A 16,128-nucleotide genomic window follows, 5' to 3' on the forward strand; every position below is an offset into this window, starting at 1 on the left:
TCTATGTCTCTTCAAAAATTAGAAAATTATAGTAATAAAAGTGTTGTGCAAGAAGAAGTATTGATTCTAACAGAATTGCTGGAAGATATTACTAAAAATATGCTTGCCCCAGAGACCTTTGAAAAAATCATGCAGTTGAAAGAATTATCAACGCAGGAAGATTATCAAGGTCTAAACCGTCTAGTGACTAGCTTATCAAATGATGAAATGGTCTATATTTCACGCTATTTTTCAATCTTACCTCTTTTGATTAATATTTCAGAGGATGTGGATTTAGCTTATGAAATCAATCATCAAAATAATATTGATCAGGACTATTTAGGTAAATTATCAACAACGATCAAAATGGTTGCTGAAAAAGAAAATGCCGCTGAAATTCTTGAACACTTGAATGTTGTCCCTGTTTTGACAGCCCATCCAACACAAGTGCAACGCAAAAGTATGTTGGATTTAACAAATCATATTCATAGTCTTTTGCGTAAATACCGTGATGTTAAGTTGGGGTTGATCAATAAAGAAAAATGGCACAATGATTTGCGTCGTTATATCGAAATTATCATGCAGACAGACATGATTCGTGAGAAAAAATTAAAAGTGACTAACGAAATCACGAATGCTATGGAATATTACAACAGCTCCTTTTTGAAAGCTGTACCTCATTTGACGACGGAGTATAAGCGCTTAGCGCAAGCGCATGGATTGAATTTAAAACAGGCTAAACCGATCACCATGGGAATGTGGATTGGTGGAGACCGTGATGGTAATCCCTTTGTTACAGCAGAGACCTTGAAACAGTCTGCACTTACTCAGTGTGAAGTCATCATGAACTATTATGATGAAAAGATTTACCAACTTTATCGTGAATTTTCTCTTTCAACTAGCATTGTCAACGTCAGCAAGCAAGTCAGAGAAATGGCTCGTCAATCCAAGGATAACTCGATTTACCGCGAAAAAGAGCTTTACCGTCGTGCCTTGTTTGATATTCAATCAAAAATCCAAGCAACAAAAACCTATCTGATTGAGGATAAGGAAGTTGGGACTCGCTATGAAACCGCCAATGATTTCTACAAGGATTTGATTGCCATTCGAGATTCTCTACTAGAAAATAAGGGCGAGTCCTTGATTTCAGGTGATTTTGTGGAATTATTGCAGGCAGTAGAGATATTTGGTTTTTACCTAGCATCAATTGATATGCGACAAGACTCTAGCGTCTATGAAGCCTGTGTGGCAGAACTCTTGAAATCAGCAGGAATTCATTCTCGCTATAGTGAGTTGAGTGAAGAAGAAAAGTGTGACCTTCTCTTGAAAGAATTAGAAGAAGATCCCCGAATTCTTTCTGCGACTCACGCAGAAAAATCAGAATTATTAGCAAAAGAACTAGCTATTTTTAAGACGGCTCGTGTTTTGAAAGATAAGTTGGGCGATGATGTCATCCGTCAGACCATCATTTCACATGCTACCAGCCTTTCTGATATGCTAGAATTAGCTATTCTATTAAAAGAAGTAGGATTGGTGGATACGGAAAGGGCGCGTGTTCAGATTGTTCCCCTTTTTGAAACAATTGAAGACTTGGATCATTCAGAGGAAACAATGAGAAAATATCTTTCTCTTAGCCTTGCCAAAAAATGGATTGCTTCACGCAATAACTACCAAGAAATCATGCTTGGTTACTCTGATAGTAATAAAGATGGCGGTTACTTATCATCATGTTGGACCCTTTACAAGGCTCAACAACAATTGACTGCTATTGGAGATGAATTTGGCGTTAAGGTTACCTTCTTCCATGGTCGTGGTGGGACTGTCGGTCGTGGTGGTGGGCCAACCTATGAGGCTATCACCTCTCAACCGCTCAAGTCTATCAAGGATCGTATCCGCTTGACGGAGCAAGGAGAAGTAATTGGCAATAAATACGGTAACAAAGATGCTGCCTACTATAACCTTGAAATGCTAGTATCGGCAGCTATTAACCGTATGATTACGCAGAAGAAGAGCGATACCAATACCTCAAATCGTTATGAAGCCATTATGGATCAAGTAGTGGACCGTAGTTACGATATCTACCGTGATTTGGTCTTTGGTAATGAGCATTTCTATGACTATTTCTTCGAGTCAAGTCCAATCAAGGCTATTTCAAGCTTTAATATTGGTTCTCGTCCAGCCGCTCGTAAGACGATTACTGAAATCGGTGGTTTGCGTGCCATCCCTTGGGTATTCTCATGGTCACAGAGTCGTGTTATGTTCCCTGGATGGTACGGAGTTGGTTCAAGTTTCAAGGAATTTATCGATAAAAATCCAGAGAATATTGCTATCTTACGAGATATGTACCAAAATTGGCCTTTCTTCCAATCGCTTCTTTCAAATGTTGATATGGTTTTGTCAAAATCAAATATGAATATTGCTTTTGAATATGCTAAACTTTGTGAAGATGAGCAAGTTAAGGTCATCTATGAGACTATTTTAAATGAATGGCAAGTTACTAAGAACGTTATCTTGGCTATTGAAGGACATGACGAACTCTTAGCTGACAATCCATATCTAAAAGCGAGTCTGGATTACCGTATGCCTTACTTTAATATTCTCAACTATATTCAGTTAGAGTTGATTAAACGCCAACGTCGTGGAGAATTGTCCAGTGATCAAGAACGATTGATTCATATCACCATCAACGGAATTGCGACAGGATTGCGTAATTCAGGCTAATCATTTTCAAAAGTGAAGATCAAAAAAATTCTAATAGACTATTGACAAGTAGTTTAAAAATGATATAATTTAACCATTCAGAAAAGTAATCGTACAAACTTTCAAGAGAGTCTGTGGTAGCTGAAAACAGATAAGTGGCGATGATGAAAATTGGGCTGAATGCTATTTAGAATTTGAAATCATAAAAATTCGGTGAGCACACCTTACAGTGCATCTCGTTATTGCGAGACAGAGCGATAGGGAAATTCCCTATAATTGAGGTGGTACCGCGCATCGACGTCCTCACACAAGTTTTTTGTGTGAGGACTTTTTTGATGGAGGTTAGTATGGAAAGAAAACGATGGCGTCGCTTGTTTATACTCAATGAAAATCAAAGTACAAACTAGGAAGCTAGCCGCAGGTTGCTCAAAGCACTGCTTTGAGGTTGTGGATAGAACTGACGAAGTCAGTAACCATAGCTACGGCAAGGTGAAGCTGACGTGGTTTGAAGAGATTTTCGAAGAGTATTAGATAAGTGAAGTATTTTAAAGGAATTAAAAAGGAGAAATAAAATGAAAAATAAACGTTTAATTGGAATTATCGCTGCATTAGCAGTCTTAGTAGCAGGAAGCTTGATTTATTCTTCAATGAATAAATCAGAAGCTCAGAATAATAAGGATGAGAAGAAAATAGCCAAGATTGGTGTGCTTCAATTTGTGAGCCATCCCTCTCTTGACTTGATTTATAAAGGGATTCAAGCTGGACTTGCAGAAGAAGGTTATAAAGATGACCAGTTGAAAATCGACTTTATGAACTCAGAAGGTGACCAAAGTAAGGTTGCGACAATGAGTAAACAATTGGTTGCAAATGGCAATGACCTTGTGGTTGGTATCGCAACACCAGCTGCTCAAGGTTTGTCTAGTGCAACAAAAGACCTACCAGTTATCATGGCCGCTATTACAGACCCAATTGGTGCTAACTTGGTCAAAGATTTGAAAAAACCAGGTGGCAACATTACAGGGGTATCTGACCACAATCCAGCTCAACAACAAGTTGAACTCATCAAGGCTCTGACACCGAATGTGAAAACAATCGGAGCTCTTTACTCAAGTAGCGAAGACAATTCAAAAACACAGGTCGAAGAATTTAAGGCTTATGCTGAAAAAGCAGGTCTGACAGTGGAAACATTTGCAGTTCCTTCAACAAATGAAATTGCCTCAACTGTCACTGTTATGACTAGCAAGGTAGATGCTATTTGGGTTCCAATTGATAACACCATTGCATCAGGATTTCCAACGGTTGTCTCTAGCAATCAAAGTTCTAAGAAACCAATTTATCCAAGTGCGGCAGCTATGGTAGAAGTAGGTGGTTTGGCATCCGTTGTAGTTGACCAACATGACCTTGGTGTGGCAACTGGAAAAATGATTGCGCAAGTTCTGAAAGGTGCAAAACCAGCTGATACCCCAGTCAATGTCTTTTCAACTGGTAAGTCAGTGATCAATAAAAAAATAGCTCAAGAACTAGGTATTACGATTCCTGAGTCTGTTCTCAAAGAAGCAGGACAAGTCATCGAATAAATAAGGTAGGGAGGAGGAGACTCTTCCCATTTTTTAAAAAGATGAATATAGAAAGGATTAAATAAAATATGATTGTTTCCATTATTTCTCAAGGATTTGTTTGGGCTATTCTAGGTCTGGGAATCTTTATGACATTTAGGATTTTAAACTTTCCAGATATGACAACAGAAGGTTCCTTCCCTCTTGGGGGAGCTGTTGCTGTCACTCTGATAACCAAAGGCGTGAACCCTTTTTTAGCGACACTGCTTGCTGTAGGAGCAGGTTGTTTGGCTGGAATGGTGGCAGGACTTCTTTATACAAAAGGGAAGATTCCAACCTTGCTCTCAGGGATTTTGGTGATGACTTCCTGTCACTCTATCATGCTCTTGATTATGGGACGTGCAAATTTAGGCTTGCTTGGAACCAAGCAAATTCAGGATGTTTTGCCTTTTGATTCGGATTTGAATCAACTTTTGACAGGTCTTATCTTTGTCAGTCTTGTCATTGCTCTCATGCTCTTTTTCTTGGACACCAAACTCGGACAAGCCTATATTGCTACAGGTGACAATCCTGATATGGCTAGAAGTTTCGGGATTCATACTGGGCGCATGGAGCTGATGGGCTTGGTCTTATCAAATGGTGTGATTGCCCTTGCAGGTGCCCTCATTGCCCAGCAAGAAGGTTATGCTGATGTATCTCGAGGAATTGGTGTCATCGTTGTGGGGCTTGCAAGTTTGATTATTGGAGAAGTTATTTTCAAGAGTTTGAGCTTGGCAGAGCGTTTGGTTACTATCGTTGTCGGTTCTATCGCCTATCAATTCTTAGTATGGGCAGTTATCGCGCTTGGCTTTAATACAAGTTACCTTCGTTTGTATAGCGCCGTGATTTTGGCAGTCTGCCTCATGATTCCAACATTTAAGCAAACAATCTTGAAAGGAGCCAAATTAAGCAAATGACAGCAATTGTAGAATTAAAAAATGCAACCAAAGTCGTTAAAAATGGCTTTGATGAAGAAAAGATTATTTTAAATGATGTTTCCTTAGAAATTTTTGAACAGGATTTCATCACGATTTTAGGTGGAAATGGTGCTGGGAAATCAACTCTCTTTAACACTATTGCAGGAACCTTATCACTAACCAGTGGAACTATCCGTATTTTGGGTGAAGATGTTACCAAGTTTTCACCAGAGAAGCGGGCTAAGTATCTGTCTCGAGTCTTCCAAGATCCCAAGATGGGGACAGCTCCTCGTATGACAGTAGCTGAAAATCTTTTGATTGCCAAGTTTCGTGGTGAAAAACGTGGACTGTTTCCGAGACGTCTTGCTAGCTATAAGGATGAGTTTCAGGCAACTATTGAAAAAGTAGGAAATGGTCTTGAGAAACACTTGAATACACCGATTGAGTTCTTATCAGGTGGGCAAAGACAGGCCTTGAGTCTCTTGATGGCAACCTTGAAGCGACCTGAATTACTCTTGTTAGACGAGCATACTGCAGCCCTTGATCCAAAGACAAGTGTCGCCTTGATGGAATTGACGGATGAATTTGTCAAGAAAGACCAGCTGACAGCCCTTATGATTACCCACCATATGGAAGATGCTTTCAAATATGGTAATCGTCTGATTGTCATGAAAGAAGGACGGATTATCCAAGATTTGAACCAAGAAGAAAAAGCAAAAATGAAAATCTCTGATTATTATCAGCTCTTTGAATAAAGTAAGGAAAATGAGTGAAATGGTTTACTTTTTTTCTGAAATAAAGTATACTATATAAAGTAAACTATGATAACATGGAGGTATTGTGTATGGTTGACAAACAAGTCATTGAAGAAATCAAAAACAATGCCAACATTGTGGAAGTCATAGGAGATGTGATTTCTTTACAAAAGGCAGGACGGAACTATCTAGGGCTCTGTCCTTTTCATGGTGAAAAAACACCTTCTTTCAACGTTGTAGAGGATAAGCAGTTTTACCACTGTTTTGGTTGTGGCCGATCTGGTGATGTCTTTAAGTTCATAGAGGAGTACCAAGGGGTTCCCTTTATAGAGGCTGTCCAAATCTTAGGTCAGCGTGTCGGTATAGAGGTGGAAAAACCGCTTTATAGTGAGCAGAGGCCAGCCTCGCCTCACCAAGCTCTTTATGATATGCACGAAGATGCTGCCAAATTTTACCATGCTATTCTCATGACAACTACGATGGGTGAAGAGGCCAGAAACTACCTTTATCAGCGTGGTTTGACAGATGAAGTGCTCAAGCATTTTCGGATTGGTTTAGCACCTCCAGAACGAAACTATCTCTATCAACGTTTGGCTGGTCAGTATCGTGAAGAGGATTTCTTGGATTCGGGACTATTTTACCTCTCAGATGCCAATCAATTTGTAGATACCTTTCACAATCGGATCATGTTTCCCCTGACAAATGACCAAGGAAAGGTCATTGCCTTTTCAGGTCGTATCTGGCAGAAAACGGATTCACAAACTTCTAAGTATAAAAATAGCCGATCGACTGCAATTTTTAACAAAAGTTACGAATTATATCATATGGATAGGGCAAAAAAATCTTCTGGAAAAGCCAGTGAGATTTACCTGATGGAAGGGTTCATGGATGTCATTGCAGCTTATCGGTCTGGAATCGAAAACGCTGTCGCATCTATGGGAACGGCCTTGAGTCGTGAGCATGTTGAGCATCTGAAAAGGTTAACCAAGAAGTTGGTTCTTGTTTACGATGGCGATAAGGCTGGGCAAGCTGCGACATTGAAAGCACTGGATGAAATTGATGAGATTCCTGTGCAGATCGTCAGCATGCCTGATAACTTGGATCCAGATGAGTATCTACAAAAAAATGGCCCAGAAGACTTGGCCTATCTATTAACGAAAACTCGTATTAGTCCGATTGAGTTTTACATTCACCAGTATAAACCTGAAAATAGTGAAAATCTGCAGGCTCAGATTGAGTTTATTGAAAAAATAGCTCCCTTGATTGTTCAAGAAAAATCCATCACTGCTCAAAACAGCTATATTCATATTTTAGCTGACAGTCTGGCGTCCTTTGATTATGCCCAGATTGAGCAGATTGTTAATGAGAGTCGTCAGGCGCAAAGGCAGAATCGCATGGAAGGAATTTCCAGACCGACGCCAATCACCATGCCTGTCACCAAGCAGTTATCCGCTATTATGAGGGCAGAAGCCCATCTACTTTATCGAATGATGGAATCCCCTCTTGTTTTGAACGATTACCGCTTGCGAGAAGATTTTGCATTTGATACACCTGGATTTCAGGTCTTATATGACTTGCTTGGACAGTATGGCAATCTTCCTCCAGAAGTTCTAGCAGAACAGACAGAGGAAGTTGAAAGAGCTTGGTACCAAGTCTTAGCTCAGGATTTACCATCTGAGATGTCACCTCAGGAACTTAGTGAAGTAGAAATGACTCGAAACAAGGCTCTCTTGAATCAGGATAATATGAGAATCAAAAAGAAGGTGCAGGAAGCTAGCCATGTAGGAGATACCGACACAGCCTTAGAAGAATTGGAACGTTTAATTTCACAAAAGAGAAGAATGGAGTAATAATGGCAACAAAACAAAAAGAAGTAACAACATTTGACGTACAAGTAGCAGAATTTATCCGTAATCATAAGCAAAAAGGGACAGCAACAGATGATGAAATCAATGCTAGTCTTGTCGTTCCTTTTACCTTGGACGCTGATGGGATTGAAGATCTCTTGCAACGGATTCAAGATGCAGGAATTTCTATCACAGATAATGAAGGAAATCCAAGTGCGCGTGTTCTTAGCAATGAAGAAGAACCAGAACTCAGCGATGAGGACTTGATTGGGTCAACTTCTGCTAAGGTTAATGACCCTGTCCGTATGTATTTGAAAGAAATCGGGGTCGTTCCTCTCTTGACCAATGAAGAGGAAAAAGAGTTAGCACTGGCTGTTGAAGCGGGTGACATCGAAGCTAAACAACGCCTTGCGGAAGCCAACCTTCGTTTGGTTGTTTCTATTGCCAAACGCTATGTCGGTCGTGGTATGCAGTTCCTTGACTTGATTCAAGAAGGAAATATGGGTTTGATGAAGGCGGTTGACAAGTTTGATTATTCTAAAGGATTCAAGTTCTCAACTTACGCAACTTGGTGGATTCGTCAGGCTATCACTCGTGCTATTGCGGACCAAGCTCGTACCATCCGTATCCCAGTTCACATGGTTGAAACCATCAATAAATTGGTTCGTGAACAGCGTAACCTCCTTCAAGAATTAGGTCAAGATCCAACACCTGAGCAAATCGCTGAACGTATGGATATGACTCCTGATAAGGTTCGTGAAATCTTGAAGATTGCTCAAGAACCAGTATCTCTTGAAACACCAATCGGTGAAGAGGATGATAGCCACCTTGGAGACTTTATCGAAGATGAAGTGATTGAAAATCCAGTGGACTATACAACTCGTATCGTCTTGCGTGAGCAGTTGGATGAGGTCTTGGATACTCTTACAGACCGTGAAGAAAATGTTCTGCGTCTACGTTTTGGACTAGATGATGGAAAAATGCGTACCCTTGAAGATGTGGGTAAAGTCTTTAACGTGACTCGTGAGCGTATCCGTCAGATTGAAGCCAAGGCTTTGAGAAAACTACGCCAACCAAGTCGTAGCAAACCGCTTCGTGATTTTATTGAAGACTAAGAGTGAGGAAAATATGGCTTATACAGAAGAGCAAATTGAAAATATCAAAACACGAATTTTATCAGCCTTGGAAGAAGTTATTGACCCTGAGTTGGGAATCGATATTGTCAATCTTGGTTTGATTTATGAGATTCGTTTTGACGGCGACACAGGGCAAACAGAGATTGATATGACGTTGACAACTATGGGTTGTCCCCTAGCAGACCTTTTGACGGATCAGATTTATGATGCTATGACAGAGGTTCCAGAAGTAACGGATACTGAGGTCAAATTGGTTTGGTATCCAGCCTGGACCGTTGAAAAAATGAGTCGCTATGCACGCATTGCCCTAGGCATTAAGTAAACATATAATAGCATGTGAGAGATTATTGGAAAAGCGAGGAAATTTCCCCTCTTTTCCTCTAGTCTCTCCTTTCTTTTGCTGATTTTATTCAAAGAAAATGATATAATAGTAGTTATGGAAAGAAAGAAATTACGCATCAATATGTTGAGTTCAAGTGAGAAAGTAGCAGGACAAGGAGTTTCAGGTGCTTACCGTGAATTAGTTCGTCTTCTTCACCGTGATGCCAAGGATCAATTGATTGTTACAGAAAATCTTCCAATAGAGGCAGATGTGACTCACTTTCATACCATTGATTTCCCCTATTATTTATCAACATTTCAAAAGAAACGCTCAGGGAGAAAAATTGGCTATGTGCATTTCTTACCTGATACACTTGAGGGAAGTTTAAAAATTCCATTTTTCTTAAAGGGAATTGTTAAACTCTATGTATTTTCTTTTTACAACCGGATGGAGCACTTGGTTGTGGTCAATCCGATGTTTATTGAGGATTTGGTGGCAGCTGGTATTCCACGTGAAAAAGTGACATATATCCCTAACTTTGTCAACAAGGAAAAATGGCATCCTCTACCACAAGAAGAGATAGTGAGACTGCGAACAGAGCTAGGTCTTAGTGAAAATCAGTTTATCGTAGTAGGTGCTGGTCAAGTTCAGAAACGCAAAGGGATTGATGATTTTATCCGTCTGGCTGAGGAATTGCCTCAGATTACCTTTATCTGGGCTGGTGGTTTCTCTTTTGGTGGTATGACAGATGGTTATGAACGCTATAAGAAAATGATGGAAAATCCCCCTAAAAATTTGATTTTTCCAGGTATCGTGTCGCCAGAGCGGATGCGCGAATTGTATGCCCTAGCGAATCTTTTCTTGTTACCTAGTTATAATGAGCTCTTTCCGATGACGATTTTAGAGGCTGCCAGTTGTGAAGCTCCTATTATGTTGCGTGATTTGGATCTTTATAAGGTGATTTTAGAGGGAAATTATCGGGCGACAGCAGATAGAGAAGAGATGAAAGAGGCTATTTTGGAATATCAAGCAAATCCTGTTGCCTTAAAAGACCTCAAAGAAAAGGCTAAGAATATTTCCAGAGAATATTCAGAAGAGCATCTGTTACAAATCTGGTTGGACTTTTATGAGAAACAAGCCGCTTTAGGGAGAAAGTAAAAAGTGAGGTAATCTATGCGAATTGGTTTATTTACAGATACCTATTTTCCTCAGGTTTCTGGTGTTGCGACCAGTATTCGAACCTTGAAAACAGAACTTGAAAAGCAGGGGCATGCTGTTTTTATCTTTACGACGACAGATAAGGATGTTAATCGTTATGAAGATTGGCAAATCATCCGCATTCCAAGTGTTCCTTTCTTTGCTTTTAAAGATCGTCGCTTTGCCTATCGAGGCTTCAGCAAGGCACTTGAAATTGCTAAACAATATCAACTGGATATTATCCATACTCAGACAGAATTTTCTCTTGGTTTGTTGGGGATTTGGATTGCGCGTGAATTGAAGATTCCAGTCATCCATACCTATCACACCCAGTACGAAGACTATGTGCATTATATTGCCAAGGGGATGTTGATTCGTCCGAGCATGGTCAAGTATCTGGTTAGAGGTTTTTTGCATGATGTGGATGGGGTGATTTGCCCGAGTGAGATTGTCCATGATTTGCTATCTGACTATAAGGTTAAGGTTGAAAAACGTGTCATTCCAACTGGGATTGAATTAGCCAAGTTTGAGCGTCCGGAAATCAAGCAGGAAAATTTGAAAGAACTACGTAGTAAACTAGGGATTCAAGATGATGACCAGATGTTGCTGAGTCTTTCCAGAATTTCCTATGAAAAAAATATTCAAGCAGTACTAGTAGCCTTTGCAGAAGTTCTGAAAGAGGAAGACAAGGTTAAACTGGTGGTAGCTGGGGATGGTCCTTATCTGGATGACCTCAAAGAGCAAGCCCAGAAACTAGAGATTCAAGACTCTGTTGTCTTTACAGGGATGATTGCTCCTAGTGAGACAGCTCTTTACTATAAGGCGGCGGATTTCTTCATCTCGGCATCGACAAGTGAAACCCAAGGCTTGACCTACTTGGAAAGCTTAGCTAGTGGAACGCCTGTCATTGCTCATGGAAATCCTTATCTGGATAATCTGATCAGTGATAAAATGTTTGGAACCTTGTACTATGGGGAACATGATTTGGCCGGAGCTATTTTGGAAGCCCTGATTGCAACTCCAGATATGGATGAGCATACCTTATCAGAGAAATTGTACGAGATTTCAGCTGAGAACTTTGGAAAACGAGTGCATGAGTTTTATCTGGATGCCATTATTTCAAATAACTTCCAGAAAGATTTAGCAAAAGATGATACGGTCAGCCAGCGTATCTTTAAGACAGTTTTGTATTTACCGCAACAGGTGGTTGCTGTGCCCGTAAAAGGCTCTAGACGAATGCTGAGGGCTTCAAAAACACAGTTAATCAGCATCAGAGATTATTGGAAAGACCATGAAGAATAGAAAGAGGACAAGCTATGAATAAACGATTAATGAGAAGTGGTCGTGACAAAAAGATTGCTGGTGTTTGTGCCGGGGTGGCCCATTATCTAGATATGGATCCAACTATTGTTCGAATCATTTGGGGTGTCCTTGCTTGCTGTTACGGAGCTGGAATTGTAGCTTATATCATTTTATGGATTATTGCACCAGTAGCAACTGACTATTGAAAACTAGCTGAATTCATGCTAAGATAATAGAAAATAGAATGTAACGAAGGAGATAAAAATGGCATTTGGAGATAATGGAAAACGTAAAAAAACGATGTTTGAGAAATTAACCTTGCTTATCGTGCTTATCATGTTAGTAGCAAGTATTTTGGGTATTTTTGCAACTGCAATTGGTGCCCTCAGTAATCTATAAAAAGATTCAAGAAAATTTTGTGACTGGGATTTCCCAGCCCTTTTTTAAAGTGAGAAGAAAAAATGAGTATGTTTTTAGATACAGCCAAGATTAAGGTCAAGGCTGGTAATGGTGGTGATGGCATGGTTGCCTTTCGCCGTGAAAAATATGTCCCTAATGGCGGTCCTTGGGGTGGTGATGGTGGACGTGGAGGTAATGTGGTTTTCGTTGTAGACGAAGGACTACGTACCCTCATGGATTTCCGCTACAATCGTCATTTCAAGGCTGATTCTGGTGAAAAAGGAATGACCAAAGGAATGCATGGACGTGGTGCTGAGGACCTTATAGTTCGAGTACCACAAGGTACGACTGTTCGTGATGCAGAGACTGGCAAGGTCTTGACAGATTTGATTGAACATGGACAAGAATTTATCGTTGCCCACGGAGGTCGTGGTGGTCGTGGAAATATCCGCTTTGCAACACCAAAAAATCCTGCACCTGAAATCTCTGAAAATGGGGAACCAGGTCAGGAACGTGAGTTACAATTGGAACTAAAAATCTTGGCAGATGTTGGTTTAGTAGGATTCCCATCTGTAGGGAAATCAACACTTTTAAGTGTTATCACATCGGCTAAACCTAAAATTGGTGCCTACCACTTTACGACCATTGTGCCAAATCTAGGTATGGTTCGCACCCAATCAGGTGAATCCTTTGCAGTAGCCGATTTGCCAGGTTTGATTGAAGGGGCTAGTCAAGGTGTTGGTTTGGGAACTCAGTTCCTCCGTCACATTGAGCGTACCCGTGTCATCCTTCATATTATTGATATGTCAGCTAGCGAAGGACGTGATTCTTATGAGGATTATCTTGCCATTAACAAGGAGTTAGAGTCATACAATCTTCGTCTCATGGAGCGTCCACAGATTATTGTAGCTAACAAAATGGACATGCCTGAGAGTCAAGAAAATCTTAAAGAATTTAAGAAAAAATTGGCTGAAAACTACGATGAATTTGAAGAGTTACCAGCTATCTTCCCAATATCTGGTTTGACCAAGCAAGGTCTGGCTACGCTTTTGGATGCTACAGCTGAATTGTTAGACAAGACACCAGAATTCTTGCTTTACGACGAGTCCGATATGGAAGAAGAAGCTTACTATGGATTTGACGAGGAAGAGAAAGCCTTTGAAATTAGCCGTGATGACGATGCGACATGGGTACTTTCCGGTGAAAAACTGATGAAACTCTTTAATATGACCAACTTTGATCGTGACGAATCAGTCATGAAATTTGCCCGTCAATTACGTGGTATGGGGGTTGATGAAGCCCTTCGTGCGCGTGGTGCTAAGGATGGGGATTTGGTCCGCATTGGTAAATTTGAATTTGAATTTGTAGACTAGGAGACTAGTATGGGAGATAAACCGATATCTTTCCGAGATGCGGATGGCAATTTTGTTTCCGCCGCAGATGTTTGGAATGAAAAGAAATTGGAAGAACTATTTAATCGTCTCAATCCAAATCGTGCTCTGAGATTGGCACGAACTAAAAAAGACAATCCATCTCAGTAAAGAAGCTAAAAAATCCCGTGCCTCATCAGACACGGGATTTTGTGGTACAACGGGCATGTATAGCAAACTGAATCTGGAATAGCACAGCATATCTTCTAAAATATTGTTATAAATTGATTTGAATTTCAAAATTAAATTGTTTAATTCTTTTTTCACTTTATTATAGTATATCTGATGTCAAAGTTCTCGGCGAGTCAAATAGCGATTCCCAAGCCTGACTATCGTGAGGTAGCGGATTAAAACGGTCTGGGGATAGACCGTTTTAAGTCTGACGCTGGAAATAAGAATCGTCAGAGGAAGGGATAGCGAAATCGTGGCTCTACGAACAGGAACGTGATAGTAAGGCGTATATAGTAGATAAGGGGGCTCAAAACTCTAAATTCCAAAAAGGTAGTCGTAACCTATATACATAAAGCACGAGAGTAATTGAATTCGGACTAAGATTTTCTATTTTCACTGTAACCTTTTAACGTCCTCATATCTTGTATACACGAGGAAAGATGTATGACTTATCCCGTGAGGTCTATCACTATAAAGAGAAAACGACAGATAGAAGTGATCCTGAGTCACAGTTATCTTTAAAATAGATTGTCTGATAGGATGATAGCCTGAAAACGTCTTGTTTATGAAATATAGGACGGTATGTATCAAACGCTTTTGTGAACTGAGAGAAGGGGGAGAAGTTCTTGCTAAAATTTAGTTGAACAGCCGTATTCCGATACTTAGGTAAGGGAGCTAGTCTTAGCTCCTACTTGGTTTCAGGGGACAAAAAAGGGGCAATAGCGATTCGAGAAAGATTAGTAATTCATACTCTTCGAAAATCTTTTCAAATCACGTCAATATCGCCTTGCCGTAGGTATAGGTAACTGACTTCGTCAGTTCTATCCACAACCTCAAAACAGTGTTTTGAGCTGACTTCGTCAGTTCTATCTGCAACCTCAAAACAGTGTTTTGAGCTGCCTTCGTCAGTCTTATCTACAACCTCAAAACAGTGTTTTGAGCAGCCTGCGGCTAGCTTCCTAATCTGCTCTTTGGTTTTCATTGAGTATCAGTGACTAACTCATCAACTCTGATTTATCCAATAAAATTGAAAAGGATGGAAAAAAGGTTGCATTTATGATATAATTTATTTTAAAGACCTTATTAGAAATCTTGAGAGAGTATTGAAAACTTAGAATGAGAAAAATTGTTATCAATGGTGGATTACCACTACAAGGTGAAATCACTATTAGTGGTGCTAAAAATAGTGTTGTGGCCTTAATTCCGGCTATTATCTTGGCTGATGATGTGGTGACTTTGGATTGCGTTCCAGATATTTCGGATGTAGCCAGTCTTGTCGAAATTATGGAATTGATGGGAGCTACTGTTAAGCGTTATGACGATGTCTTGGAGATTGATCCAAGAGGTGTTCAAAATATTCCAATGCCTTATGGGAAAATCAATAGTCTTCGTGCATCTTATTATTTTTATGGAAGTCTTTTAGGTCGCTTTGGTGAAGCCACAGTTGGCTTGCCTGGAGGATGTGACCTTGGTCCTCGTCCGATTGACCTACACCTTAAGGCTTTTGAAGCTATGGGTGCCACTGTTAGCTACGAGGGAGATAACATGAAGTTATCTGCTAAAGATACAGGACTTCATGGTACAAGTATTTACATGGATACGATTAGTGTAGGAGCAACGATTAATACGATGATTGCTGCGGTTAAAGCAAATGGTCGTACTATTATTGAAAATGCAGCCCGTGAACCTGAAATTATTGATGTAGCTACCCTCTTGAATAATATGGGTGCCCATATCCGTGGGGCAGGAACCAATATCATCATTATTGATGGTGTCGAAAGATTACATGGGACCCGTCATCAGGTGATTCCAGACCGCATTGAAGCTGGAACATATATTTCCTTAGCTGCTGCAGTTGGTAAAGGAATTCGTATCAATAATGTTCTTTACGAACACCTAGAAGGATTTATTGCTAAGTTGGAAGAAATGGGAGTGAGAATGACTGTATCTGAAGACAGCATTTTTGTCGAGGAACAGTCTAATTTGAAAGCAATCAATATTAAGACGGCTCCTTACCCAAGCTTTGCAACTGATTTGCAACAACCGATTACCCCACTTTTACTAAGAGCGAATGGTCGTGGTACAATTGTCGATACGATTTACGAAAAACGTGTAAATCATGTTTTTGAACTAGTAAAGATGGATGCGAACATTTCGACAACAAATGGTCATATTTTGTACACGGGTGGACGTAGTTTACGTGGAGCCAGTGTTAAAGCAACTGACCTGAGAGCAGGTGCAGCTTTAGTTATTGCTGGTTTGATGGCCGAGGGACAAACTGAAATTATCAATGTCGAGTTTATCTTACGTGGTTATTCTGATATTATCGAAAAATTACGTAATCTAGGAGCGGATATTAGACTTGTTGAGTATTAAAC

Annotated in this window: 16 protein-coding genes and 1 other annotated feature; of the genes, 15 read left to right on the forward strand and 1 reads right to left on the reverse strand. The window is 40.1% G+C overall.

Going from position 1 to position 16,128, the window contains the following annotated elements:
- Positions 1 to 3 precede the first annotated feature (3 nt).
- The 14 genes from ppc to HT687_RS04780 all read left to right on the forward strand — a co-directional run bounded on the left by ppc (position 4) and on the right by HT687_RS04780 (position 13,690).
- The gene (ppc, locus tag HT687_RS04715) at positions 4 to 2,700 is read left to right on the forward strand and encodes a phosphoenolpyruvate carboxylase (RefSeq protein ID WP_000058211.1); all 2,697 of its coding nucleotides are present in this window, start codon (positions 4 to 6) and stop codon (positions 2,698 to 2,700) included.
- Positions 2,701 to 2,769: 69 nt separating this feature from the next.
- Positions 2,770 to 2,987 (forward strand) — a binding site (T-box leader).
- Between the two features lie 76 nt (positions 2,988 to 3,063).
- Complete coding sequence (locus tag HT687_RS11820) at positions 3,064 to 3,210, forward strand: hypothetical protein (protein WP_000695828.1); 147 nt, start codon at positions 3,064 to 3,066, stop codon at positions 3,208 to 3,210.
- 41 nt (positions 3,211 to 3,251) lie between these two features.
- Positions 3,252 to 4,256 (forward strand): tryptophan ABC transporter substrate-binding protein, encoded by a 1,005-nt coding sequence (trpX, locus tag HT687_RS04725; RefSeq protein ID WP_023935889.1) that lies wholly within the window; start codon positions 3,252 to 3,254, stop codon positions 4,254 to 4,256.
- A 68-nt stretch (positions 4,257 to 4,324) separates the two neighbouring features.
- Positions 4,325 to 5,191 carry an ABC transporter permease gene (locus HT687_RS04730; protein ID WP_000637230.1) on the forward strand — a complete coding sequence of 289 codons (867 nt, stop codon included), beginning with the start codon at positions 4,325 to 4,327 and terminating at the stop codon, positions 5,189 to 5,191.
- Positions 5,188 to 5,946 carry an ABC transporter ATP-binding protein gene (locus HT687_RS04735; protein ID WP_023935887.1) on the forward strand — a complete coding sequence of 253 codons (759 nt, stop codon included), beginning with the start codon at positions 5,188 to 5,190 and terminating at the stop codon, positions 5,944 to 5,946. The genes HT687_RS04730 and HT687_RS04735 overlap by 4 nt, the downstream gene beginning before the upstream one ends.
- An 89-nt stretch (positions 5,947 to 6,035) precedes the next feature.
- On the forward strand, positions 6,036 to 7,796 hold the full coding sequence (dnaG, locus tag HT687_RS04740; RefSeq protein ID WP_138701070.1) for a DNA primase: 1,761 nt from the start codon (positions 6,036 to 6,038) through the stop codon (positions 7,794 to 7,796).
- A gap of 2 nt (positions 7,797 to 7,798) precedes the next feature.
- Positions 7,799 to 8,908: an RNA polymerase sigma factor RpoD gene (gene rpoD, locus HT687_RS04745; protein WP_000201906.1), complete on the forward strand. Its 1,110-nt coding sequence runs from the start codon at positions 7,799 to 7,801 to the stop codon at positions 8,906 to 8,908.
- A 13-nt stretch (positions 8,909 to 8,921) separates the two neighbouring features.
- Positions 8,922 to 9,251 carry a metal-sulfur cluster assembly factor gene (locus HT687_RS04750; RefSeq protein WP_000331925.1) on the forward strand — a complete coding sequence of 110 codons (330 nt, stop codon included), beginning with the start codon at positions 8,922 to 8,924 and terminating at the stop codon, positions 9,249 to 9,251.
- A gap of 114 nt (positions 9,252 to 9,365) precedes the next feature.
- Entirely contained in the window at positions 9,366 to 10,409 is a 1,044-nt protein-coding gene (cpoA, locus tag HT687_RS04755; protein ID WP_023935885.1) for an alpha-galactosylglucosyldiacylglycerol synthase, read from the forward strand.
- Positions 10,410 to 10,424: 15 nt separating this feature from the next.
- Positions 10,425 to 11,750 carry a glycosyltransferase family 4 protein gene (locus HT687_RS04760; protein ID WP_023935884.1) on the forward strand — a complete coding sequence of 442 codons (1,326 nt, stop codon included), beginning with the start codon at positions 10,425 to 10,427 and terminating at the stop codon, positions 11,748 to 11,750.
- A gap of 29 nt (positions 11,751 to 11,779) precedes the next feature.
- Positions 11,780 to 11,956 (forward strand): PspC domain-containing protein, encoded by a 177-nt coding sequence (locus HT687_RS04765; protein ID WP_031233512.1) that lies wholly within the window; start codon positions 11,780 to 11,782, stop codon positions 11,954 to 11,956.
- Between the two features lie 58 nt (positions 11,957 to 12,014).
- A complete protein-coding gene (locus HT687_RS04770) occupies positions 12,015 to 12,149 on the forward strand; it encodes a DUF4044 domain-containing protein (RefSeq protein WP_000863852.1) in 135 nt (44 codons plus the stop codon).
- A gap of 62 nt (positions 12,150 to 12,211) precedes the next feature.
- Positions 12,212 to 13,522, forward strand: a complete 1,311-nt coding sequence (obgE, locus tag HT687_RS04775) for a GTPase ObgE (protein ID WP_042758431.1) — start codon at positions 12,212 to 12,214, stop codon at positions 13,520 to 13,522.
- Between the two features lie 9 nt (positions 13,523 to 13,531).
- Positions 13,532 to 13,690, forward strand: a complete 159-nt coding sequence (locus HT687_RS04780) for a hypothetical protein (RefSeq protein ID WP_007284777.1) — start codon at positions 13,532 to 13,534, stop codon at positions 13,688 to 13,690.
- Between the two features lie 826 nt (positions 13,691 to 14,516).
- Here HT687_RS04780 and HT687_RS04785 read toward each other — a convergent pair.
- The gene (locus tag HT687_RS04785; protein ID WP_023935881.1) at positions 14,517 to 14,732 is read right to left on the reverse strand and encodes a hypothetical protein; all 216 of its coding nucleotides are present in this window, start codon (positions 14,730 to 14,732) and stop codon (positions 14,517 to 14,519) included.
- 134 nt (positions 14,733 to 14,866) lie between these two features.
- Between HT687_RS04785 and HT687_RS04790 the strand changes: the two genes are divergently transcribed.
- Positions 14,867 to 16,126 (forward strand): UDP-N-acetylglucosamine 1-carboxyvinyltransferase, encoded by a 1,260-nt coding sequence (locus HT687_RS04790; protein WP_001227095.1) that lies wholly within the window; start codon positions 14,867 to 14,869, stop codon positions 16,124 to 16,126.
- Positions 16,127 to 16,128 lie beyond the last annotated feature (2 nt).

This window comes from Streptococcus sp. 1449 (genome assembly GCF_013276805.1).
Classification (GTDB): Bacteria; Bacillota; Bacilli; order Lactobacillales; family Streptococcaceae; genus Streptococcus; species Streptococcus pseudopneumoniae.

What these genes read in the sequence shown, in the direction of transcription:
- rpoD (WP_000201906.1), top strand. Translation starts at nt 7,799, where the DNA reads ATGGCAACAAAACAAAAAGAAGTAACAACATTTGACGTACAAGTAGCA.
- HT687_RS04765 (WP_031233512.1), top strand. Translation starts at nt 11,780, where the DNA reads ATGAGAAGTGGTCGTGACAAAAAGATTGCTGGTGTTTGTGCCGGGGTG.
- dnaG (WP_138701070.1), top strand. Translation starts at nt 6,036, where the DNA reads ATGGTTGACAAACAAGTCATTGAAGAAATCAAAAACAATGCCAACATT.
- HT687_RS04735 (WP_023935887.1), top strand. Translation starts at nt 5,188, where the DNA reads ATGACAGCAATTGTAGAATTAAAAAATGCAACCAAAGTCGTTAAAAAT.
- ppc (WP_000058211.1), top strand. Translation starts at nt 4, where the DNA reads ATGTCTCTTCAAAAATTAGAAAATTATAGTAATAAAAGTGTTGTGCAA.
- HT687_RS04760 (WP_023935884.1), top strand. Translation starts at nt 10,425, where the DNA reads ATGCGAATTGGTTTATTTACAGATACCTATTTTCCTCAGGTTTCTGGT.
- cpoA (WP_023935885.1), top strand. Translation starts at nt 9,366, where the DNA reads ATGGAAAGAAAGAAATTACGCATCAATATGTTGAGTTCAAGTGAGAAA.
- HT687_RS04770 (WP_000863852.1), top strand. Translation starts at nt 12,015, where the DNA reads ATGGCATTTGGAGATAATGGAAAACGTAAAAAAACGATGTTTGAGAAA.
- HT687_RS04730 (WP_000637230.1), top strand. Translation starts at nt 4,325, where the DNA reads ATGATTGTTTCCATTATTTCTCAAGGATTTGTTTGGGCTATTCTAGGT.
- HT687_RS04780 (WP_007284777.1), top strand. Translation starts at nt 13,532, where the DNA reads ATGGGAGATAAACCGATATCTTTCCGAGATGCGGATGGCAATTTTGTT.
- trpX (WP_023935889.1), top strand. Translation starts at nt 3,252, where the DNA reads ATGAAAAATAAACGTTTAATTGGAATTATCGCTGCATTAGCAGTCTTA.
- HT687_RS04785 (WP_023935881.1), bottom strand. Translation starts at nt 14,732, where the DNA reads ATGAAAACCAAAGAGCAGATTAGGAAGCTAGCCGCAGGCTGCTCAAAA.
- HT687_RS04790 (WP_001227095.1), top strand. Translation starts at nt 14,867, where the DNA reads ATGAGAAAAATTGTTATCAATGGTGGATTACCACTACAAGGTGAAATC.
- HT687_RS04750 (WP_000331925.1), top strand. Translation starts at nt 8,922, where the DNA reads ATGGCTTATACAGAAGAGCAAATTGAAAATATCAAAACACGAATTTTA.
- HT687_RS11820 (WP_000695828.1), top strand. Translation starts at nt 3,064, where the DNA reads ATGAAAATCAAAGTACAAACTAGGAAGCTAGCCGCAGGTTGCTCAAAG.
- obgE (WP_042758431.1), top strand. Translation starts at nt 12,212, where the DNA reads ATGAGTATGTTTTTAGATACAGCCAAGATTAAGGTCAAGGCTGGTAAT.